17 protein-coding genes are annotated in these 21,764 nt (G+C 71.9%); 9 read left to right on the top strand and 8 right to left on the bottom strand.

All coding sequences use genetic code 11. From position 1 onward, the window contains the following. Window positions 1–466 precede the first annotated feature (466 nt). The 3 genes from uvrC (at window position 467) to WME89_RS44740 (ending at window position 6,253) form a co-directional block, all read left to right on the top strand. Window positions 467–2,872 carry an excinuclease ABC subunit UvrC gene (gene uvrC, locus WME89_RS44750; protein WP_438005675.1) on the top strand — a complete coding sequence of 802 codons (2,406 nt, stop codon included), beginning with the start codon at window positions 467–469 and terminating at the stop codon, window positions 2,870–2,872. Between the two features lie 236 nt (window positions 2,873–3,108). Next, window positions 3,109–4,425, top strand: coding sequence for a protein kinase domain-containing protein (locus WME89_RS44745; protein ID WP_438005674.1), 1,317 nt, complete (start codon window positions 3,109–3,111; stop codon window positions 4,423–4,425). Between the two features lie 64 nt (window positions 4,426–4,489). Continuing rightward, window positions 4,490–6,253 (top strand): VanW family protein, encoded by a 1,764-nt coding sequence (locus WME89_RS44740; protein ID WP_438005673.1) that lies wholly within the window; start codon window positions 4,490–4,492, stop codon window positions 6,251–6,253. Window positions 6,254–6,307: 54 nt separating this feature from the next. Here WME89_RS44740 and WME89_RS44735 read toward each other — a convergent pair whose 3' ends face one another. Then, entirely contained in the window at window positions 6,308–6,835 is a 528-nt protein-coding gene (locus WME89_RS44735; RefSeq protein ID WP_438005672.1) for a putative signal transducing protein, read from the bottom strand. Window positions 6,836–7,019: 184 nt separating this feature from the next. Here WME89_RS44735 and coaBC point away from each other — a divergent pair, with 184 nt between their 5' ends. Both coaBC and WME89_RS44725 read left to right on the top strand, forming a co-directional pair. Beyond that, a complete protein-coding gene (gene coaBC / locus WME89_RS44730) occupies window positions 7,020–8,333 on the top strand; it encodes a bifunctional phosphopantothenoylcysteine decarboxylase/phosphopantothenate--cysteine ligase CoaBC (RefSeq protein ID WP_438005671.1) in 1,314 nt (437 codons plus the stop codon). Further along, window positions 8,330–9,124, top strand: coding sequence for a CPBP family intramembrane glutamic endopeptidase (locus WME89_RS44725; RefSeq protein WP_438005670.1), 795 nt, complete (start codon window positions 8,330–8,332; stop codon window positions 9,122–9,124). Before coaBC ends, WME89_RS44725 begins: the two co-directional genes overlap by 4 nt. Before the next feature lie 30 nt (window positions 9,125–9,154). Here WME89_RS44725 and WME89_RS44720 read toward each other — a convergent pair whose 3' ends face one another. From WME89_RS44720 to WME89_RS44705, 4 genes are all read right to left on the bottom strand, one after another. Beyond that, entirely contained in the window at window positions 9,155–9,904 is a 750-nt protein-coding gene (locus WME89_RS44720; protein WP_437925976.1) for a YebC/PmpR family DNA-binding transcriptional regulator, read from the bottom strand. A 307-nt stretch (window positions 9,905–10,211) separates the two neighbouring features. Next, the gene (locus WME89_RS44715) at window positions 10,212–11,426 is read right to left on the bottom strand and encodes an ammonium transporter (protein ID WP_438005669.1); all 1,215 of its coding nucleotides are present in this window, start codon (window positions 11,424–11,426) and stop codon (window positions 10,212–10,214) included. Window positions 11,427–11,569: 143 nt separating this feature from the next. Then, window positions 11,570–12,019: a universal stress protein gene (locus WME89_RS44710; protein WP_438005668.1), complete on the bottom strand. Its 450-nt coding sequence runs from the start codon at window positions 12,017–12,019 to the stop codon at window positions 11,570–11,572. Then, entirely contained in the window at window positions 11,994–14,171 is a 2,178-nt protein-coding gene (locus WME89_RS44705; protein WP_438005667.1) for a DUF2079 domain-containing protein, read from the bottom strand. The genes WME89_RS44710 and WME89_RS44705 overlap by 26 nt, the downstream gene beginning before the upstream one ends. A 109-nt stretch (window positions 14,172–14,280) precedes the next feature. On the opposite strand from WME89_RS44705, the gene WME89_RS44700 reads away from it, so the two are divergent. Then, window positions 14,281–14,925, top strand: coding sequence for a hypothetical protein (locus tag WME89_RS44700; RefSeq protein ID WP_438005666.1), 645 nt, complete (start codon window positions 14,281–14,283; stop codon window positions 14,923–14,925). A 49-nt stretch (window positions 14,926–14,974) separates the two neighbouring features. Here WME89_RS44700 and WME89_RS44695 read toward each other — a convergent pair whose 3' ends face one another. Both WME89_RS44695 and WME89_RS44690 read right to left on the bottom strand, forming a co-directional pair. Then, complete coding sequence (locus tag WME89_RS44695) at window positions 14,975–15,964, bottom strand: lysylphosphatidylglycerol synthase transmembrane domain-containing protein (RefSeq protein ID WP_438005665.1); 990 nt, start codon at window positions 15,962–15,964, stop codon at window positions 14,975–14,977. A gap of 109 nt (window positions 15,965–16,073) precedes the next feature. Beyond that, a complete protein-coding gene (locus WME89_RS44690; RefSeq protein ID WP_437620932.1) occupies window positions 16,074–17,135 on the bottom strand; it encodes a glycosyltransferase family 2 protein in 1,062 nt (353 codons plus the stop codon). Window positions 17,136–17,425: 290 nt separating this feature from the next. On the opposite strand from WME89_RS44690, the gene WME89_RS44685 reads away from it, so the two are divergent. Next, the gene (locus tag WME89_RS44685) at window positions 17,426–18,217 is read left to right on the top strand and encodes a DUF434 domain-containing protein (protein ID WP_438005664.1); all 792 of its coding nucleotides are present in this window, start codon (window positions 17,426–17,428) and stop codon (window positions 18,215–18,217) included. A gap of 16 nt (window positions 18,218–18,233) precedes the next feature. Here WME89_RS44685 and WME89_RS44680 read toward each other — a convergent pair whose 3' ends face one another. Continuing rightward, window positions 18,234–19,181: an NAD-dependent epimerase/dehydratase family protein gene (locus tag WME89_RS44680; protein ID WP_438005663.1), complete on the bottom strand. Its 948-nt coding sequence runs from the start codon at window positions 19,179–19,181 to the stop codon at window positions 18,234–18,236. Between the two features lie 363 nt (window positions 19,182–19,544). Between WME89_RS44680 and WME89_RS44675 the strand changes: the two genes are divergently transcribed. Next, complete coding sequence (locus WME89_RS44675; protein WP_438005662.1) at window positions 19,545–20,615, top strand: sulfate/molybdate ABC transporter ATP-binding protein; 1,071 nt, start codon at window positions 19,545–19,547, stop codon at window positions 20,613–20,615. Window positions 20,616–20,667: 52 nt separating this feature from the next. Then, window positions 20,668–21,624 (top strand): cysteine synthase A, encoded by a 957-nt coding sequence (cysK, locus tag WME89_RS44670; protein ID WP_438005661.1) that lies wholly within the window; start codon window positions 20,668–20,670, stop codon window positions 21,622–21,624. Window positions 21,625–21,764 lie beyond the last annotated feature (140 nt).

The raw sequence follows: 21,764 nt of genomic DNA, 5'->3' as shown, positions 1-21,764 counted from the left end.
AGCGTTTGGCGATGCGCGTATGTTCGCGCCGGCGGCGCGCGTGCGCGCAGGGCCAGAGCCGCCGTCGTCTCGCCCCCAGGGCGTCGACCCGAGGCGCAGCGACCGGTCATGCCAGCAAGCCGCGTGTCACCTTTCTTCGCGTCGACCTCGCGTCCGCGCCGCCCTGCTCTCCATGGAGGAAGGAGCCCACCCTGCGATCCGGTGATCGCCTCGGACGCCGAGACAGCGAGCGAGCTCGCCAGCGGTGACTCCGGGGGGACGTCGCGGTCGGGCCGGGCGACCCGCTCGAGATCTCGACCTGGGCGTTCCGCCTCTGCTTCGGTGGCGAGCAGCGCCGCGCGCGTCCCATGAGGGCGCTTTCGAGACGTGAAAGAGAGCCGGCGCGGGCCGCGGCGGCCTCTCTGCGGGAGGCGCCGTGATCGGGGCGCTTGCTGCCGGCGCGCGCGACTTCTAGATCGTTCCGGCCGTGGTCAACCCGAGCGCCAAGCAGGATCCCGAAGCCCTCGTCGCAGCCAAGCTCGCGTCGCTCCCGACCAAGCCGGGCTGCTACCTCTTCATCGACAAGACCGGCGCCGTCGTCTACGTCGGCAAGGCGAAGAGCCTGCGCTCGCGCGTCCGGAGCTACTTTCAGGAGAGCGGGAGCGACGCCCGCTACTTCATCCCGATACTCCGGAAAATCGTGGCCGATCTGGAGACGGTGGTGACGGCCACCGAGAAGGAAGCGGCCGTACTCGAGAACGAGCTCGTCAAGCAGCACAAGCCGCGGTTCAACGTCAAGCTGCGCGACGACAAGGACTTCCTCTGCCTCAAGCTCGACACGCAGAAGGAGTGGCCGATGCTCGAGACGGTCCGCCGTCCCGCCCCGGACAAGGCCCGGTATTTCGGCCCCTACCACTCGGCGACGAGCGCGCGGCGGACGCTCCACCTGGTCAACAAGCACTTCCAGCTCCGCACCTGCTCCGATGCCGAGATGGCGTCGCGCCGCCGCCCTTGCCTGCAGTACCAGATCAAGCGTTGCCTCGCGCCCTGCGTGATGGATGTGGACCGGGAGCTCTATTCGGAGATGGTCCGCTCGGTCGCGCTCTTCCTCGAAGGGCGCCACGACGAGCTCACGGGCGAGCTCACCGCGCGAATGCGGGACGCGTCGCGGGAGCTCGAGTTCGAGCGCGCCGCCATCTACCGCGATCAGCTCCGGGCGGTCGAGACGGTGCGGGAGGCCCAGCGCGTCGTCTATGTGAAAGACGTCGATCAAGACGTGGTGGGCATCTACCGCGAGGGGACGCTCGTGGAGGTCGAGGTGATCCTGGTGCGCCAGGGGCGCGTGACAGACACGCTGTCCTTCTCGCTCCGCAACATGGAGCTGCCGGACGACGAGGTGCTCGGCGGCTTCCTGAACGAGTACTATGGCGTCGCGTCCACGACGATCCCCGATGAGGTCCTCGTGCCGGTGTTGCCCGACGGCGCAGAGGGCGTGGCGGAGTGGCTCGGCGATCGGCGCGGCCGCAAGGTGGCGCTCTTCGTTCCTCAGCGCGGTCCTCGCGTGGATCTGCTCAAGATGGCGAGCGAGAACGCAGCTCACGCGTTCCGGGAAAAGCAGAGGAGCTCCGACGATCTCGAGGCCCGGCTCGAGGAGCTCAGGGAGCGCCTCCGCCTCCCGACGCTCCCGCGTCGCATCGAGTGCTGCGACATCTCGCATCTCGGCGGCGGCGACACCGTGGGCTCGATCGTGGCGCTCCTCGATGGCCAGCCGGACAAGAAGCGCTACCGCAGCTTCAACGTGAAGAGCGTGGCCGACGGGGACGACTACGCTGCCATGTACGAGGTGCTCGCGCGCCGTTTTCGTCGCGGCAAGGCCGCCCGGCCGGCGAGCCCGCAGCCCGTCGCGGACAGCGAGGCCGCTGCCCTCGGCATCTCCGAGGCGACCGCGAGCGACATGACAGAGAGCGACGCGGTAGAGGGCGAGCTGGCAGAGAGCGACGTGACAGAGGGCGACGCGCTGGAGAGCGACGCGGTAGAGGGCGAGCTGGCAGAGAGCGACGTGACAGAGGGCGACGCGCTGGAGAGCGACGCGCTGGAGAGCGACGCGGTAGAGGACGACGCGGTAGAGGACGACGCAGTAGAGGACGACGCGCCCGAGATCGACGCGCCCGGGGGCGACGTGGTTGAGGAGGAAGCGGGCCTGGCGACAGCGAGCGATGCTCCGCCGGAGGCGGCGACTGCAGAGGTGACCGCGACGGCCGCGCGGGAGGCTGCCGGCCCAGCGCAGGAGGCGCCGAAGAGCGCGCAGTCCGGTGGAGCCGAGTGGGATCTGCCGGATCTGCTCGTGGTCGACGGCGGCCGCGGCCAGCTTCAGGTCGCGCTGTCCGCGGCGCGCGATCTCGGGCTGCACGACCTCCCGATCGTGGGCCTCGCGAAGGAACGGGAGACGCAGACCGGCGAGAAGCTCGTCGACCGCGTCTACCTTCCTGGCCAGAAGAACGGTATCCCGCTCCGCTCGACGAGCTCCGCCCTCTTCTTCCTGGCGCGTGCGCGCGACGAGGCGCACCGCTTCGCCAACCACGCGCGCAAGCGGCTCGGCAAGGCGCGGCGCCTCCGCTCGGAGATCGAGGACATCCCGGGGCTCGGCAGCGCGGTAAGGACGGCGCTCCTCCGGGAGCTCGGCTCCCTGGAGGGAGTGCGTCGCGCGACCGACGCTCAGATCCTGGCGGTGACAGGCGTCACCAAGCGCCATCTGTCCGCGCTGCGTAAGGTCATCCCGTCTCCCGAGCCCTCGCAGGTCGACGCGCCGGCCGAGGGCAGTGGCGAGCCCTCCGGGCCTCGGGGCTCACGCGGCGGACGCGAGCGTGCCCGCCGATCCGGCGCGGACCGGTGAAAGATCACGCTGTGACTGAATAGCGTTCCGGGTTGAGCGCCAAGGCGTTCTCTGCGACGATCCGAACATCGGGCGCCCGGCCGCGATCCGGGCGCCCGATGTCGATCTTCGATCAAGAGCTACACCTCATACACCGAGCGCAATTTGCTGACCCGTCCTCATGAGGCCGCGCTCGGAAGGCTCGATTCCCGGTGGGGATTGCCTCCCTCGCCGGGGCTACGCGGCACGTGAGCACCATGGGAGAAGTACGCGCTGGCCATACGCTCGGTCGCTATGAGCTCCTCGTCCCTATTGCGCTCGGGGGCATGGCCTCGGTGTGGGCCGCTCGAACGAGCGGCCAGCTCCCGAGGATCGTCGCCGTCAAGCTGCTGCGCGCCGAGCTGAGCGACGACCCCGACTTCGAGGCGATGTTCCTGGACGAGGCCACCCTGGTCTCGCAGATCCACCACCCGAACGTCGCCGAGACCATCGATGTGGGCGAGGAGGACGGCGTCCTCTATCAGGTGATGGAGCTCATCGACGGTGAGCCGCTCAACCTCGTTCTCCGCGAGAGCAAGGCGCGCGGCGGCGTGCCGCTCCCCATCGCGCTCCGCATCGTGGCCGAGGCGGCCCTCGGCCTGCATGCGGCGCACGAGCTGCGCGGCCGCGACGGCAAGCTCGTCGGCCTCGTTCACCGCGACGTCTCGCCGCAAAACATCCTGGTCGGCTACGACGGGGCGGTGAAGATCCTCGACTTCGGCGTGGCCAAGGCCGCCTCGAACCTGCAGCGCACCCAGGTCGGGCAGGTGAAGGGCAAGTACGCGTACATGTCGCCGGAGCAGGCGGGCAGCGAGCCGATCGATCGGCGCACCGACGTCTTCACGCTCGGGATCGTCTTCTACCAGCTCGTGACGGGCAAGCACCCGTTCCTCGCCGAGAACGAGCCGGCGACGGTGCGCCGCATCTGCGACAAGGCCGCGGTCGAGCCGGCGCGGACCCTCGCCCCCTCGCTGCCGGAGAGCGTCGATCGCATCCTCATGAGGGCGCTCGCGAAGTCGAGGGATGAGCGCTTCGCCACGATGGCCGAGCTGCGCCGCGCGATCGAGCAGCTGGCGCCGACGGCGCCGCTCGCCACGCCCGATGAGCTCGCTGCGCTGATGCAGCAGATGCTCGGCCCGCGCGGCGAGCGGCGGCGCGTCGCGATCCAGGAGGCCATGCAGATCGCGCGCGAGCGCTCGGCCGACCACGACTATCCGCCCCCCCGGCCGAGCTCGCCTCAGGCCGTCGCCCGTCCCGGGCGCGCGATCGTGGAGCGCGAAGCGAGCGCGCCGCGCAGCGTCCCTCCGCCTGCTCAGCCGCCGCGGCGCTGGCTCGTCCCCGTCGCGGCCGTCTGTCTCGCGGTGCTCGCGGCGCTCGCGGGCGCGTACCTCCTCGGCTCCGCGCTGCGCCGAGGCGCGCCGCGCGAGCGGGGCTCGCTGCTCGTTTCCCGGGCGGGCTCCATCGAGGAGCCGCTCCTCAGGGCCGCGCGCGCCGCCTCGAAGGCCCCGCGCCGCTCCCGGAGCGCTGACCCGTAGGCTGGCGCCGCCGCGGCGTTTGCTTGACGGCTCGGGGAAGGCTTTTCAAGATGCCCGCCCTCGCATGGATCTTCGCCGCTCGCCGGAGCTCTGGCGGTTCGCCGCGCTGGTGGCGATCTTCGTCACGAGCGGCCTGGTCATCACCTACCTCGTGCTGCCGCCGCCGCCGGACGACGGCCCGAAGCCGCCGCCGGTCCTCCGCGTCGCGGAGGTGCCGGTGCCGGCGGGCGGCGACGTCGTGGCGAACGCGCTCGATCTCGTGCGCCGCTACGCCACCGGGGAGATCCGGATCGTGCTCCCTGACGGCTCCGCGCGCGCGCTCCGCCGCAACGATCTCGGCGTCGAGATCAACCGGGTCCGCCTCGCCGAGTTCGTCCGCGAGGCGCTCCGCCCGGAGAGCGCGCTCCGCCGCGCGCACGAGCGGAAGGACGAGGATGCGCCGCTCGACATCCCGATCCCGCTCCTCCTCGACTCCGAGCGGGCGATCAGCAAGCTGCTCGACCTGAAGGTCGAGCTCGACGCGCCCGCGGTCGACGCCTACGTCGACCTCGAGGCGAGGCAGCTCAAGCCCGAGAAGATCGGCTATCGGCTGGACGTCTACGGCACCCTCGCGCGGATCGACGCTGCCCTGCGGGCGGGCGAGGACACGGCGCTGGCCAGCGTCGAGACGATCGCGCCGAAGCTCGTCGCGGAGCAGCTCGGCAACGTCAAGTTCGATCAGGTGCTCGGCTACTTCGAGACGCGCTACGCGACCGGGGCGAGGTCCAGGGAGCGGACGTACAACCTCAGGCTGGCCGCATCGAAGCTCGACGGCGTGGTCGTCATGCCGGGCGAGATCTTCGACTTCAACGGGACGGTCGGCCCGCGCGACGAGGCGCACGGCTACCGCGTCGCCCCGGTCATCGCCCAGGGAGAGCTCGTCGACGGGCTCGGCGGCGGGACCTGCCAGATCTCGGGCACGCTCCACGGCGCCGCGTTCTTCGCGGGGCTCGAGATCGTCGAGCGCTACCCGCACTCCCGCCCGAGCTACTACATCAAGCTCGGCCTCGACGCGACCGTCGTCTACCCGACCATCAACTACCGTTTCAGGAACCCGTTCGACTTCCCGATCGTGCTCCACGAGACGGTGGCCGGCGGCGTCGTCCGCGCCGAGATCCTCGGGCCCTCGCGCAAGCTCACGGTCACGTACTTCCGTCGCATCGACGAGGTCATCCCGTTCGAGGAGCTGGAGCGCCCGACGCCGAAGCTGCCCGAGGGGAAGCGTGCGCTCGCCCAGCGCGGCATCCCCGGCTTCAGGACGACGAGCTCGCGGGTCGTCCGCGACGGCGCCTATGCGGTGCGCGAGAAGTGGAGCGACAGCTACCCGCCGACCACGCAGATCATCCACGTCGGGAGCGGCCCGCGCGATCTGGAGATCAAGGCGGCCGACGACAACCACCCCGAGTACGCGGCCGACGAGTACCTCGTCGTCACGCAGGGCCCGGACGTCCGCACGCCCGGCGTGACCGGGCCCGAGCCGGGCGGCGGCACCGTCGAGAGCCGCGAGCCGGGGCTCACTGGCGAGCGTGGCTGGACCGAGCGCGCGGGGTTCGGCACCTTCCGCGCGAAGGGGGACGAGCGCGCCGAAGCGGAGAAGGAGGGCGCCCGCGCGCGGGGCGAGGACGCCGCGCCCGCAGAGGGCGCCGACATCGTGCAGCGCGCGAGCGAGCCTGCGGCCGAGAGCAAGGCGCGACGAGAGTCCCGCAGCCAGAAGGACCCCGCGGCCGACGAGACGAAGGACGGCACGAACAAGAAGCGGCGCCGGAAGAAGGCCGAGGACGACGGCTGATCGGGCGACGCTGGCGGGCGGCCTCTCCAGCGCTGCCGCGCCGCGCGACCGGCGCTAGCTCTTCGCCCGCAGCGCCGCCCCGCGCGGCGCGCGGTAGGGGTTACCTACCCTCGGCGCGGTCGCTTCAGGCGCCCAGAAGGTGTCGCACTTGCGGCAGTGCCAGCGCTTCTTCATCACGAGCAGCGGCAACCCGAGCAGCGCGATGATGACGAGGACCTGACTCAGCGCCCACTCGCGGTAAGCGTAGCGCGCCCCGCACGCCGGGCACTTGGGCCCGTCGAGCTCGTCTGCGTCGTCCTCTTCCTCGATCTCTCGATCGTCGTCGATGGCCGGCGGCTTCAGGATCTCGGCCGCTCGCTCCAGATCTGAGCGCGGCACCTGGAGTCGGATTCCGAGGGACCTGCCGATGTAGTGGGGGGTCAGCGTCGCCACGTGCTCATCGGCGATGAAGGCGCGGATGCCGTGAGCGGACAGGGCCGAGCGTCCCATCTGCGCCTCGACGGACTCGCTGTAGGTCGCCACCGTGATGAGCTGCTCGGAGCCCGCCGGGACGCGGCCCCGGGGCCGATCGAAAGAGCGCACCTCACGAGGCTAGCATCCGCCCACGGCGCAGCGTGTACGACCGCCCGTTTTCATGCCACGGTGGGGCGTCGGGGACCGCGGAAGCGGATCCCCGACCAGTTCGTAAGGGACCGCGGAAGCGGATCCCCGACCAGTTCGCAAGGGACCGCGGAGCGGATCCCCGACCCACGTTGGCTCCTGCGCCATGTCCGGCCGAACTCCGTCACCTCCCGCGCCTCGCCCGAGCGCCCCCGCGCCACCCGCTGCCGGCTCCACCTCGGCCGGCGCGCGGCCGACCGTCGCGCTCGCCGTCTCTGGCAGCATCGCCGCCTACAAGGCCGCCGAGGTCGCTCGTCTCCTGATCCAGGGCGGCGCGCGCGTGCTGCCGATCATGACGCGCGCGGCGCAGCAGTTCCTGGGGCCCATGACGCTCAGCGGGCTCTGCGGCGAGCCGGTGCGCGACACGATGTGGGACCCGGCCTTCGCGGGCGAGCTGCACATCGCGCTCGCCGCCGAGGCGGACCTCGTGCTCCTCGTCCCCGCGACCGCCGACCTGCTCGCCCGGCTCGCCGCGGGGCGCGCCGACGACCTCGTGGCGGCGCTCGCCCTGTGCGCGAAGGGGCCGGTGCTCGCCGCGCCCGCGATGCACCCGCGCATGTGGGCTCACCCCGCGACGGCGCGGAACGTCGCCACGCTCGAGGCCGATGGGCGCGTGCAGCTCGTCGGCCCGGTCTTCGGCGAGGTCGCCTCGGGCGAGCGCGGCCTCGGGCGCATGGCCGAGCCCGCGGCGATCGCGGCCGCGGCCTTCTCGCGGCTCGCCCCGCGCGATCTCGCCGGGCTCCGCGTCGTCGTCACCGCGGGGCCCACGCTCGAGGACCTCGATCCCGTGCGCTTCCTCGGCAACCGGTCGACCGGCAAGATGGGCTTCGCCATCGCCGATCGGGCCGCGCTTCGTGGCGCGGAGGTCACGCTCATCGCCGGGCCCGTGTCGCTCGCCACGCCGCCCGGCGCGCGGCGCGTGGACGTGCGCGGCGCGCTCTCGATGCGCGCCGCGCTCTGGCAGGCGCTCGGCGAGGATCTGCGCGGCGCGGACGCGTTGATCATGACGGCCGCCGTCTCCGACTACCGCCCGGCCGAGCAGCACGCGACCAAGCTGAAGCGCACCCCCGATCTCGCCACGCTGCCGCTCGTCCCGAACCCCGACCTGCTCGCCGAGGTAGGCGCCGCGCGCGCCGGCCTCGCCGGGGAGGCGCGCGCTGACGGCTCGCGGCCGCCGGCGCTCGTCGGGTTCGCCGTCGAGACCGCCACCGACGAGGGGGTGATCGCCTATGCCCGGCACAAGCTCGCGAGCAAGCGCGTCGACATGATCGTCGCCAACCACGCGGCGGACTCGTTCGGCAGGGACGACAACCGCGCGACGCTCGTGACCCGCGACGCGGCCGACGCGCTCGGCGTCTTGCCCAAGCCCGTGCTCGCGGACCGCATCCTCGACAGGGTCCTGCAGCTGTGCGCGCGATGATCCCGGGCGACGTCGGCGCGGACGCCGTGCCCCCGCCGTCCGTGGCCCCTCCGGCTGCCCCGGCCTCATCGGGCGACTCGCGGTCGACCGATCCGCGCGAGCCGCCGCGGGCCTCGCGCCGCGAGGCCGCGCTCATCGCCGCGGCGGTCACCGCCGGCGTCGCGCTCGCCGTCTCGCTCGCGTTCGACCCCGAGCGCGCGGGCGCGCTCGGCATGCTCGCGCCCGTCGGCGCCCTCTACGTCCTCCTCGCGGTGGCCGCTGGGGTGTGGCTCCGCCGGCGCGGCGAGCTCCGCGCCGCGCTCCGCCCCCTGTCGGGCGACCTCGCGCGCGGCGCGCTCGTCGCCGTGGCGCTCTACGGCGCCGCCATGGCGGTGCAGATGGCGGTCGCCCCGCGCGGCTCGCCGCGCGAGGCGTGGCTCCTTCGCCTGTACCTCCAGCTCGGCGACCCTTCGGCCGACGCGCGCGTGTTCGCCGGCGCGATGGTGTTCGTGGTGGCGGCGCTGGAGGAGCTCGTCTGGCGCGGGCTCGTGATGCGCGCGCTCGAGGGGCCGCTCGGCCAGGGGGCTGCCTGGCTGCTCTCGAGCGCGCTGTTCGCGGCCGCGCACCTCCCCACGCTGTTCCTGCTCGGCGATCCGGCCGCCGGGCCGAACCCGCTGCTCGTCGCGGCGGGCTTCGGCTGCTCGATCGTGTGGGGGCGCGTGGTGCACCGGACCGGGCGCCTGCCACCGGCGCTCTTCGCCCACGCGTTCTTCTCGTGGGCGATCGTGAGCTTCCCGATCTGGCGCCCGTGACGGGCGCTGTCATCTCCGCGGCGCCGGGGATCAGCCCTCGAGCTTCGCGAGCTCCTCGTCGGGCACGTCGAAGTCGGCGTACACGTTCTGCACGTCGTCGTGATCGTCGAGCGTGTCGACGAGGTTGAGACAGACCTCGGCGTCGCGGCCCGCGACCTCTTTCTTGTTCTTGGGGACGTAGCCGGCGGTGTTCGACTTCACCGCGATCTTCGCGTCCTCGAGCGCCTTCATGACGGTCTCCATCATGTCGACGCTGGAGAGCACCTGCCACTCCTCGCCCTGGTCGCTGTAGTCGTCGGCGCCTGCGCCCACGGCGATGTCCATGAGCTGATCTTCGGTCGCCGCGTCCTTCGCGATGAGGATGATCCCCTTGCGCTCGAAGGCCCACTGCGCGGAGCCGCCGGCGCCGAGCTGCCCGTTGTTCTTCTCGAAGATCTTCCGGATCTCGGCGACGGTGCGGTTCCGGTTGTCGGTCATCGCCTCGCAGAGGAAGAGCGTGCCGCCGGGGCCCGTGCCTTCGTAGAGGATCTCCTCGTAGTTCGCGCCCTCGATCTCGCCGGTGCCGCGCTGGATGGCGCGCTTGATCGTGTCGGCGGGCATCGCCTGGCCCTTGGCGTCGTTGACCGCCTTGCGGAGGCGCGGGTTGCCGTTCGGGTCTCCGCCGCCCATGCGCGACGCGACGGTGATCTCCTTGATGAGCTTCGTGAAGAGCTTGCCGCGCTTCGCGTCGAGCGCGCCCTTCTTCCGCTTGATGGTGGCCCACTTGGAATGGCCGCTCATGCCTGTCTGCTCCGTGATGACGGGGCGCTCGCTCGCGGCGCGCGCCCAGGGGAAAGGTTCGGCGCAAGCTGGAGCACCGATCGGTTCGAAGGGAGAAACGCCAGGACGCCGAGAGCGCCAAGAGATCTTCGACGTCTCCTGGCGCTCTTCGCGCCCTGGCGGTTCGAACCGTCTGTCGCTCTAGCGGTGCGCCCGGGTGGAGGCAACCACGACGGCGCCCCGGCGGCGCGTACCTTTCCTTACCAGGAGAGCGAGCGCGGCCGGAGCCCTGGACGATCTGGGGGTCTGTGGTTGCCTCGCCGTGGAACTACAGCGCGTAGCCGGTCTCGCCGTGCTCGGTGGCGTCGAGGCCCTCGCGCTCGTCGCTCTCGGCCACGCGCAGGCCGATCACCTTGTCGACCAGCTTGAGGAGCACGAAGGTCACGATCCCGGCGTACAGCCCCACGGCCACGATGCCGGCGAGCTGCGGGACCATCTGACCCGGGTTGCCGGCGATCACGCCGTCGCGGCCGGCCTCGTTCAGGGCCTTCTCGGCGAAGACGCCGGTGAGGATCGCGCCGAGCAGGCCGCCCACGCCGTGCACGCCGAACGCGTCGAGCGAGTCGTCGTAGCGGAGGCGCTCCTTCGAGACGACCGCGAAGTAGCAGACCGTGCCCGCGAGCAGGCCGATCACGACCGCGGCCCAGGGCGCGACGAACCCGGCCGCGGGCGTGATGCCGACGAGCCCGGCCACGATGCCGGAGGCGATGCCGAGGGCGGTCGGCTTGCCCCGCTGCGCCCACTCGACGAAGAGCCACGCGGCGCCGCCCGCCGCCGCGGCGACGTGCGTGTCGAGCAGCGCGAGCGAGGCGAGCCCGCCCGAGGTGAGCGCGCTGCCCGCGTTGAAGCCGAACCAGCCGAACCAGAGGATGCCCGTGCCCGTCAGGGTCATCGTCAGGTTGTGCGGCACGTGCCGCTCGTGCGGGTACCCGGAGCGCCGGCCCAGCACGAGCGCGCACACGAGCGCCGAGATGCCCGCGGCGAGGTGCACCACGGTGCCGCCCGCGAAATCGAGCGCGCCCATCTCGTAGAGCCAGCCCTTCTCCGCCCACACCCAGTGGGCGACCGGATCATAGACGAGCGTGGACCAGAGCAGGATGAAGACCAGATACGCCGGGAACCGCATGCGCTCGGCGAACGCCCCCGCGATGAGCGCGGGCGTGATCACCGCGAACATCATCTGGAACGCCACGAACGCGAGGTGCGGCACCGTGCCGCGCTCCACGGACGCGAGCCCCTGCAGCCCGACATACTCGAACCCGCCGATGAGCCCCCCGTGCGACGCGCCGAACGAGAGCGAGTACCCGAGGGCCACCCACTGCACCGAGATCACCGCCAGCGCGGCGAACGAGTGCATGAGCGTCGCCAGCACGTTCTTGCGGCGCACCATGCCGCCGTAGAACAGGGCGAGGCCCGGCGTCATGAAAAGGACGAGGGCTGTCGATGCGAGGAGCCAGGCCGTATCCCCAGTGTCGATCTTCATGGCACGGGGGTAACGTGCCCAAAGTTTCAACGAGGTTTCGCGCCCGCAGCAGGACGCATTTGACCGCGGGTAAGGAAATTTCCATTACATATCAGGAAGCTCCCGAGCGTCGGTGGAGCGCTCGGGCGCCGCGCGGCGCCGCGTCAGCCTTCGGGCTGCGGGCCGCGGATCGTCAGGACCGGGACCTTCGCCGAGCGCACCACCCGCTGCGCCACGCTGCCGACCAGCGCTCGCGCGACCGCCCCGCGCGCGTGCGTCCCGATCACGATCATGTCGGCGCCGATCTCCTCCGCGAGACGGCAGATCTCCTCGTCGGGGACGCCGGAGCGCAGCACGCCCGACATCTCGACGTCGGCCGAGGCGCGCCGGCGCTCGAGCACCTGATCGAGGCTGCGCTGCGCCGCCTCGGCGAGGCGCGCGGCGTCCTCGGCCGAGGGGATCAGCGCCGAGCCTTCCGGGAAGGTGTAGAGAGGCACGCTGTACACGTGCGTCACGACGATCTTCGCGGAGAGCTTGCGGGCGAGCTCGAGCGCCGTGTCGAGGGCGAGCTCGGACGTCTCGTCAAAGTCATGGGCCAGGAGGAGGGTCTTCATCTTGCTCCGCGGTGCTGGTGGGGTCGGGCGGCGCGGCGCCCGGCTTCTTGTTCAGCTTTCGTAGCTCCGGCGCCGGCTCCCGGGTAGTGGGCTCTTCGCCCTTGTCCGGCGGTGGCGGCGGCTCCTTCGCCGCCGGCTTCACGCGCTTGAACAGCGCCATCTTCTTCAGCCGGTCGACCTCCATGAGCTCGCCGCGCTTCACCGCCGCGTTGTGGCGCTCCAGGTCCTTGCCCTTGAGCTCCGCCTCGTCGAGCAGCACGTACTGGGCGAGCGCGGCGCGGTCCCCCGGGTAGAAATAGGCTTCCTTCCGGTTCGACACGTGCGGCCCCATCTTGCTCGTCGCGCCCACGATCGCGCCGGGCGGGATCGCCTCGACCTGCTTCGTCACCCACGCGTAGGTCGCCTCCTGGTCCGGCGTGAGCTTGCGCGCGACGCGGGAGAAGCCGCCCCTGAACGAGGCGTTCTCGATGAAGCCGCCGAACTTCCACGACACGAGCGCGCTCGCCACGAGCATCGCCGCGAGCAGCGCGCGCGACAGGCGCCGCCCGTCGAGCCCGAGGTAGGCGGCCGGCGCCGAGTCCGCGGCGCCCCTGAGCGCGATCGGCGTCAGCGCGAAGGCGATGGGGAAGAGGATCGACGAGTACTGGAAGTGGATCGAGAAGACAGCGTCGCGCGAGGCGAGCAGGCAGAACAGGAGCCCGTAGGCGAGCATCCAGCGCCCGGGCCGGGCGAAGAAGGGCAGGAAGCAGAGGGGGACGAAGAGCTGGAGCAGGAAGAGGATCTTCGGCTCCTCCAGCATGACCTTGAGGGCGAAGACGGGGTTCGTGAGGAGCGAGATGACGAGGCCGCCGAGACCGCTCCGGTTCGGCATGAGCTCCTCGTAGTAGTAGGCGAACGAGTACGCGTCCTTGCCCGACATGATGATGCCGGCCGACGTCATGAAGAACAGCTTCACGATGACGAAGTAGACGAGGCTCGTCGCGATGGTCACCCAGCCGAGGCGCGTCCTGCCCGCGCGCCGGTCGAAGATGGCGTAGAGCCCGATGAAGCACATCAGCAGGGAGACGTCCTCGCGGCAGAGCAGCAGCGCGGCGAGGGTGGTCCAGTACAGCCTGTCCCTGCCTGTCTCGTAGAAGTAGAGGAGCCAGACGACGAGCGGCGAGATCAGCGCGAGGGAGTGGAACTCGTACATGTTCGCGCCGTGCAGGGCCGGGTAAAGGGCCCAGACGGCGGCGAGCAGGAGCGCCTTGCCGCGGTGCTCGAGCTTGTCGCGCGCGAGCAGGTAGACGGGGACGACGCCGGCGCCGAGCCACACGGACTGGAGCACGAGGAGGAACTCCGCCCTCGGGTAGATGAGGTAGAGCGGCGAGAGCAGGACGAGGATCGGGTCGAAGTGCGCCGAGCCGTGGTAGCCGGCCCTGAGCCAGGAGCAGCCGAGCGGACGGCCGTGGATCGACTGGTAGAAGATGTTGTCGTAGTACCCGAGGTCCGGCGTCCGCGTGTGGAGCGCGTGGTGGTTGGTGATCGCGAGCCGGGAGAAGAAGATGCCGTAGCCCGCCCACAGGGCGGCCAGGGCGAGCGGCGCGAGCCACCGCCCGGCCCTCGCCAGCGCGGCGGAGCGATCGTCCTCGGCGCGCGCGGGGGCGTCGTCGAGCTCGCGCGCGGCGTGGGGGATCGCGCTGAGGCCCCAGGCGTAGACGCCCGCGCCCACCAGCGCGGCGGCGACGGCGGCGAAGAAGATCGCGGTCTTCGGGCTGTCCTTCTCGATGTTCGGGAGCTTGAGCGCGGCGACGAACGGGAGCGCGAGCAGGGGGACCAGGGCGCGGTTGAGGCGGCCCACGGTGTTCACGAAGGCCCACGAGCGGGTCAGGGACCGCCGCGCCAGCATCACGGCGAAGTAGGCGAGCCCGACCCCGACGATGGCGGCGCCGGCGCCGCCGGCCATCCAGCGGCGCTCCAGCTCGTTCAGCTTGTTCGTGTCAAGCGGGGCGAGGCGGCTCGGGTGGGTGAACACCCAGGCCGTCACGGCGATGCTCATGCCGTAGAGGATCGGCCACGGCGCCAGGGTCAAGGCGGCGCGCGCGAGCCGCTCGATGGCGCCGTCGAGCTTCGCGAGCGCGCTGCTCAGCCTGGTGCGGGGGGTCTCTAGCATGGGAGAGGCGGGTCCTCGGCTACTTGACCCTACCCCCCGCTGTCAAGGAACGGCGCCCCGGGCGCGGGAAGGGCAGGGCGCCGCGCGCGTGGCGCGGTAGAATGGCCCCATGTCGCACTACCGGGATCATCTCGATGCGGCTCGCGCGCGCATCGAAACCCTCGAAGCCAAGGTGAAGGAGCGGGACGCGGCGCTGGCCGCCCGGGACGCGGAGATCGCAGAGATCCGGGCCGAGGTCGAGCGGCTGCGCGGCGGATCGGGCGACGACGGCCCGTTCGATGGGCCTCACGGCCGGGGCGGCGGGCAGCGCGCCCTCCTGGTGGCGCTCGCGGTGTGCGGCTTCGCCTCCGCGACCGGCTACGCGATGGTGCGCCCCTCGCACTGCCCGCAGCGGAGCGCGGCGTATCCCGCCTCGGTCGAGGTGTCGCCGCTCGGCTACGACGGGCTCGATCCCGGGGCGAGCAGGGGCATCTCGGAGCACCTCCGCCTGGCCACGGACGCGGCCGCGGCGCTCGAGCGCGGGAGCCACCGCGCGCAGCGCTGCTGGCAGCCGGACGGCCCGAGCGGGGACGGGACCGTGACCGTGACCTTCCTGCGGAGCGGCCGCGCCGAGGTGTCGCTGGACGGCACGCCGTACGAGGGGACCGAGGTCGGCGAGTGCGTGACCGAGGCGTTCCGCGCCGCCGCCACGCGGGTGCGGCCCTTCGAGCCCATGACGATGAAGACGCTGTTCTCGATGAGCGCCGCGCGGTGACGCGCGGCCCCGGCGCCCGGGGCTGGTGGACGGTGCCGGCCGGCGCGGCCTAGGGCTGGGCGGTGCCCGCCGGCGCGGCCTCGGGGGCGCTCGGCGGGGGGGCGACCTGCCAGCTCACGAAGCCGAGCGCCACGACGACGAGGTAGATGACGGCGAAGACGAGGAGGCCGAAGCTCACGCCGTGCTCGGCGCTGAAGCCGAGCGAGGGGAACACGAGCGAGAAGAAGAGCTCCCGGACGCCGACGCCCGCGATCGAGATCGGCAGGAGGCCGAGCAGGTTTGCGATGGCGAGCAGGCAGGTGACGTCGAACAGCGACAGCGGGATGCCGAGCGCCCTCGCGATCAGGTAGCCCTGCACGAAGTTGACGACGAACGTCGCCACGGTGACCGGCAGCGTGAAGAGGAGCCCGCGCCCGACGTGGGCCCGCAGCGCCACGAGGAAGCGGCTCGCCGCGCCGGGCTCCGCGCTCTGCGCTGGCTCCTTCACGAGCCGGCGCGACACAGCGAGCAGCACCCGCTCGGCGAGCCCCGGGATGAGCACCGCGAGCGGCGCGAGGACCGTGAGCGCGATGCCGCCCCACGTCAGCCACGCGAGGCGGCCGGCGATGACCGCGCTGTAGCGGGCGACGCCGACGGCGACGAACGCGGCGAGCACGTACAGATCGCACAGCCTGTCCATCACGACGGTGGCCAGCCCCTCCGCGTAGGGCACGCCGAGGTCGTGGCGCAGGTAGCGGATCCGGAGCACGTCGCCGACCCGCCCCGGCGTCAGCATGCCGACGTAGAGCGACGTCAGGTACGCGCTCCAGGCGCGGCGGAGGGGGTAATGGATGTCGCGGGCGCGGAGCAGCGCGTCCCAGCGGACGACCTTGAGGTGGATGTTGAGGACGTTCAGCGCCGCAGCGAGCGCGAGCGGGGCGGCCGAGGCCGAGGCGACCGCGCCGAGCACCGCGTCCCGGTCGTCCATGCGCACGACGACGAGGACGAGCAGCAGCGGCCCGACCAGGCGGATGAGCGCGCGCAGGACGGTGCGGCGCATGAAGGCAGGGCCCCGCGGCGCGCTCAGCGCGGCGCGGCGGCGCAGAGGACCTGGTGGGAGAGGCGCCCGAGCGCGGGGACGTCGGGCCGAGCGGCGCAGGGCGCGGGGCTCACTCGACCTCCTCGCGGATGGGCAGCTCCTCCGCCTGGTGTCGCTGCTGCATCTGGAAGGTGAGGAACTCGCCGATGAACCCCATCGAGAAGAACTGGATGCCGAGGAGGATCATCAGCACGCCGAGGAGGAGCAGCGGGCGATCGCCGATCTTGTGGCCGAGGAACCAGAGCAAGGTCAGGTAGGCGTTGATGGTCACCCCGACCGCCGCGAACACGAGGCCGATGAGGCCGAAGAGGTGCATCGGCTTCTTCGAGTAGCGGGTCAGGAACATGACGCTGAGCAGGTCGAAGAAGCCGCGCAGGATGCGCTCCAGGCCGTAGCGGGAGCTGCCGTACTTGCGGGCGTGGTGGCGCACCGGGATCTCCGCGACGCGGAAGCCCTGCCACGCGGCGAGCGCCGGGATGAACCGGAAGAGATCGCCGTAGATCGGGATGGTGCGCAGCACCTCGCTCCGGTAGGCCTTGAAGCCGCAGTTCATGTCGTGGAGCTTCACGCCCGTGACCGAGCGGACCGTCCCGTTGAAGATGCGGGACAGGACGAGGCGGTTCTTGGGATCGAGCCGGTTGACCTTCCAGCCGACCACCACGTCGAGCCCCTCCTCGACCTTGGCGATGAAGCTCGGCAGATCGGCCGGATCGTCCTGGAGGTCGGCGTCCATGGTGACGACCACGGCGCCCTTCGCCTTGCGGAAGCCGGCCGTCAGCGCCGTCGCCTTGCCGAAGTTCTTCCGCAGCCGGATGCCCTTCACCACCGGGTTCTCCGCGCGGATCCGGGAGATGACGGCCCATGTGTCGTCGGTGCTGCCGTCGTCGACGAAGATGAGCTCGTAGGTGAAGCGCCCCCGGAGGGCCTGATCCACGCGCTGCGCGAGCTCGGCCAGGCTATCGGCCTCGTTCAGCCCCGGGACGACGACGGAGACCTGCGGCGCCGGCTGGGCGGCCGGCGCGATGGAGGGCGCCATCAGGCTCGGGCGAGGCTCGAAGGCGGAGAGCCCGAACGTGACCCGGTCCTCCGGAGCCTCGTGGGGGGCAGGTGTGGGGGGCTGGTCCACAATCACGGCGGCGGAGGATAGCAGATCGTTCCGGGAACGCGCGGTTCCCTGCCGCCCTCCGGGAGACGATAGGCGCAGGCGGGAGGTGAGGCCGGATACGCAGCCGCCAGGTCTCGCGATCCTGGCGGGGTGGCGACGCCAGCTCGCCGCGGGCGCCGGTCCTGCGCGTGGCCGCAGGAGGTGCTCGAGTCGACGAGAGCTCGCGCCGGGGCGGGCGCGGATGCGCGGCGTGCTACCCCGGAGCGACGGAAAGGGCGGCTGCCATCGAGGGCACCACCGGCGAGCATCGAGGGCACGTGGCAGACAGACGACAGGAAGCGACGGCGGGCGAGGGGGCGAGCGAGCGCGCGCCGCGCGGCGGTCACCCCGACGATGGGCAGCTGTTCGGTCCCGAGGCGGTGATCAGGCTGCGCGTCGCGCTCGAGGAGGTGACGTGGCTCCTCGGCCGCGGCTACCCGCTGCGCACCGCGATCCGGACCGTGGGCGACCATCACCAGCTGGTCGCCCGCCAGCGCCTCGCGCTGCAGCGGTCGGCCTGCTCGGAGGCGCAGCGGGCGTCGCGCCTCGCGCGCCGCGCGCCCGCGTCGTCGCTCCGGGGCGCGGAGGCGAACATCGACGGCTTCAACCTGATCATCACCCTGGAGGTGGCCCTCTCGGGCGGCCTGCTCCTGCGCGGTCCCGAGGGGGTGCTCCGCGACCTCGCGGGGCTGCGCGGCAGCTACGCGCCCATCGCGGAGACCGACGCCGCCATCGATCTGCTCGGCGGCGCGCTGTCCGCTGCCGGCGCGGCGGGCGCGCGCGTCCTCCTCGACGCCGCCGTCTCGAGCTCGGGCAAGCTGCGCGCGCGGCTCCTCGAGCGGCTCGGCGGCGCGCCGTTGTCGAGCAGCGCGCCCTTGTCGATCGAGGCGACGCTCGTCCCCGACCCCGACCGGCTCCTCGTGGGCGCGGCGGGCGTCGTCTCGTCCGACAGCGTCGTCCTCGATCGCTGCGAGCGCTGGATCAACCTCGCGGACGAGATCGTGGCCGCGCATGTCCCCGCGGCGCGCATCGTCGATCTCGCCCCCCGCGCCGAGGGCCCCGGCGCCTGAGCGCACGGCGCTCCCGCTACCGGGAGGGCGCGAGCCTCCTCTTCTGCCAGGCCACCTGGGCAGCGAGCCCCTCGCGCAGCGGGACCCGGGGCACGTACCGGAGCGCCGCCTGCGCCGCCGCTGTATCGGCCCATGTGTGCCTGACGTCCCCGGCCTGCGGCTCGCCCCGCTCCACGCGCGCGGGCCCCGCGATCTCCCCGAGCATCCCGAGCGCGTCGTTGAGGCTCACCCGCGAGCCGCCGCCGATGTTGAACACGCCGACCGCGGCGCCCTCCATGGCGGCGACGTTGGCCTGCACCGCGTCGCTCACGTAGGTGAAATCGCGCGTCTGCTCGCCGTCGCCGTGCATGCGGACCGTCTCGCCCCGCAGGATGGCCGAGATGAACCGGTGAAACGCCATGTCCGGGCGCTGCCTCGGGCCGTACACAGTGAAGTACCGGAGCGAGACCGTGGGCAGCCCGAAGTTGCGCCGGTAGAGCTCGCAGAGGTGCTCGCCGGCCAGCTTGGTCACCCCGTAGGGCGAGTGCGGCGCGGTCCGGCTGGATTCGTGCATCGGGACCTCCTCTGTGTCGCCGTACACGGAGGACGACGAGGCGTAGACGAGCTTGCGCACCTGGCCGTGCGTCCTCGCCGCCTCCAGCAGCCGCTGCGTTGCGAGCACGTTGTCGTGCAGGTAGCCCTCGAAGCTCAACCCCCAGCTCGGACGCACGCCGGCCTGCGCCGCCTGGTGGAAGATGACCTCGCGGTCCGAGAGCAGCCGACGGAGGTCGGCGGTCGCGAGATCGACGGTCGCCAGCGAAAAACGCGGCTCGCCGCGCAGCCGGTCCAGGTTCCCCTCCTTGATGTCGCGGGCGTAGTAGTCGGCGAAGCGGTCCACCCCGAGCACCTCATGCCCGAGCTCGATCAGACGCTCCGCGAGGTGTGAACCGATGAAGCCGGCCACCCCAGTCACCAGACAACGCATCCGTCTCCCGTCCTGGTCCCGCCGTGCCGCGGCCCCGCGTCCTCGTCCAACCGCCCTGAGGCCTCCCGTCCCGGTCCCGCCGCGTCGCTGCGCGGCGCGGCGATGCTAGCACCTGGAGCCTGCCCATTGGACGAACGCAGCCCGGCGCGCGAGGAGAGCGCGGCTTGCTGAGCCCGCCGCAGGACGAGCAAGAAGCGCCAGGAACGCGCTTCTTGCGAATATTGCAAATAGACCCACCGTTCCGATGCATATTTCTGAATCTGGTTGCGCCTACCCGCCCGGCAGGCGAGTCTGGTGCGCGCTCGAGCGTCCTGGATTTTCTGTCCCAGGCGACCGAGACGGGCAGAAGGCCAGCTGTCGCTTATGGGAATCGTTGTCCAGCAGCTCACGAAGCGGTTCGGTCCGAACAAGGTAGTCGACGACGTCTCGTTCGAGATCGAGAGCGGCGCCCTGGTAGCGCTGCTCGGGCCGAGCGGGGGCGGCAAGAGCACCGTCCTCCGCATCATCGCCGGGCTCGAGAGCCCCGACGCTGGCGAGGTGATCCTGAACGGCAAGAACGCGACGAACACGCGCGTACAGGACCGGAACATCGGCTTCGTGTTCCAGAGCTACGCCCTGTTCCGGCACATGACCGTGCGCCAGAACATCGGCTTCGGCCTCACCATCCGGAAGCGGCCCCGGAAGGAGGTCGACGCCACCGTCGACGAGCTCCTCAGCCTCGTGCAGCTCGGAGGGCTCGGGAGCCGGTTCCCGCACGAGCTGTCCGGCGGCCAGCGGCAGCGCGTCGCGCTGGCGCGCGCGCTCGCGCCAGGCTCGTCGCTGCTGCTGCTCGACGAGCCGTTCGGGGCGCTCGACGCCAAGGTGCGCCTCGAGCTGCGCGAGTGGATCCGCCGGCTCCACAAGGAGCGGGGGATCACGAGCGTCTTCGTGACCCACGACCAGGAAGAGGCGATGGACCTCGCCGACCGGGTCATCGTGCTGCACAAGGGCCGGGTCGAGCAGATCGGCACGCCCGAGGAGATCTACGATCGACCGGCGACCGAGTTCGTGGCGAGCTTCGTCGGGTCGATCAACGTGCTCGACGGCCAGGTGCGCGACGGCCAGGCGTCGCTCGGGACCCTCGCGGTGCACGCCCCCCCGGGGACGGACGATGGCGCGAACGTGCGCGCCTTCGTGCGGCCGCACGACATCGAGCTCCACTCCCGGGTCGACTCCTCGGACCCGCCCCGCTCCGACGACGCGAGCCTCGCGCGCGTCGAGCGGCTATCCCGGGTCGGCTGGATGGTGAAGGCGGAGCTCCGCCTCTCCGACGGCCAGCCGCTCGCCGTCGAGCTGACCAAGGACCGCGTCGCCGAGCTCGGGCTGTCCGAGGGAGACAGGGTTCTTGTAAATCTCCGTGACGCCAAGATCTTCGTGCAGGATTATTCCATCTAGCCACCGGGCCGGCGCTCCGTCTGGCCAGGCGGCCATCACGGAGGGCGGCCAGGTGGGTTCAATCTTCGACAACATCGCGGCGACGATCGGGCGCACGCCCCTCGTTCGCTTGAGCTCTGCGGGCAAGGGGCTGCGCGCCTCGCTCATCGGCAAGGTCGAGAGCCGGAACCCTGGCGGCAGCGTCAAGGATCGCATCGGCCTCGCGATGATCGAGGACGCCGAGCGGCGGGGCAAGCTGACGCGCGGGAGCGTCCTCGTCGAGCCGACGAGCGGCAACACGGGCCTCGCGCTGGCGATGATCGCCGCGGCCAAGGGCTACCGGCTGATCCTCACGATGCCCGAGTCGATGAGCCCCGAGCGGGTCGCGCTGCTCCGGGCGTTCGGGGTGGAGGTGCTGCAGACGCCCGGGTCGTTGATGGTGCAGGCGGTCGCGCGGGCGCGCCAGATCGTGGAGGAGACGCCCGGCGCGGTGATGCTCCAGCAGTTCGAGAACCCGGCGAACCCGGCCGCGCACCGCGCGACGACCGCGCGCGAGATCTGGGAGGACACGGACGGCGCGGTCGACGTCGTGGTCGCCGGCGTGGGGACCGGCGGGACGATCACCGGCGTGGGCGAGGTGCTCAAGGAGAAGAAGCCGGGGGTGAAGATGATCGCGGTCGAGCCCCGGAACGCCGCCGTGCTGAGCGGCGGCCGCGCGGGGGCGCACCTCATCCAGGGCATCGGCGCGGGCTTCATCCCGAAGATCCTCCGGCGCGAGCTCATCGACGAGGTGGTGCCCGTGTCCGAGGACGAGTCGTTCGACGCCGCGCGCCGGCTCGCCAAGACCGAGGGGATCCTCGTCGGCATCTCCGGCGGCGCGGCCATGGCGGCGGCGCTCTCGGTCGCGGCGCGCGACGAGATGCAGGGCAAGAACATCGTGGTGATCCTGCCCGACGGCGGGGAGCGGTACGTCACCTCGCCGCTGTTCAAGGAGCTCATCGGGCACGGCCGGGGGGCCGCGCCCCGCTAGCCGGCGGGCAGCCGCGCGCGGCGAGGTCGTCCTCGAGCGCCGCGAGCCGCTGCTCGTGCGCGACGCGCGCGGCCGTCTGCTCGGCCAGCGTCCGCTCGCCCTCGGGCTCGACGCGCTCGTGGTTCGCGAGGTTGGGCCGG

Origin of the sequence: Sorangium sp. So ce321, from assembly GCF_051530195.1 — a bacterium.
Lineage (GTDB): Bacteria > Myxococcota_A > Polyangia > Polyangiales > Polyangiaceae > Sorangium.
This window is presented reverse-complemented; position numbering and strand designations above follow the sequence as displayed.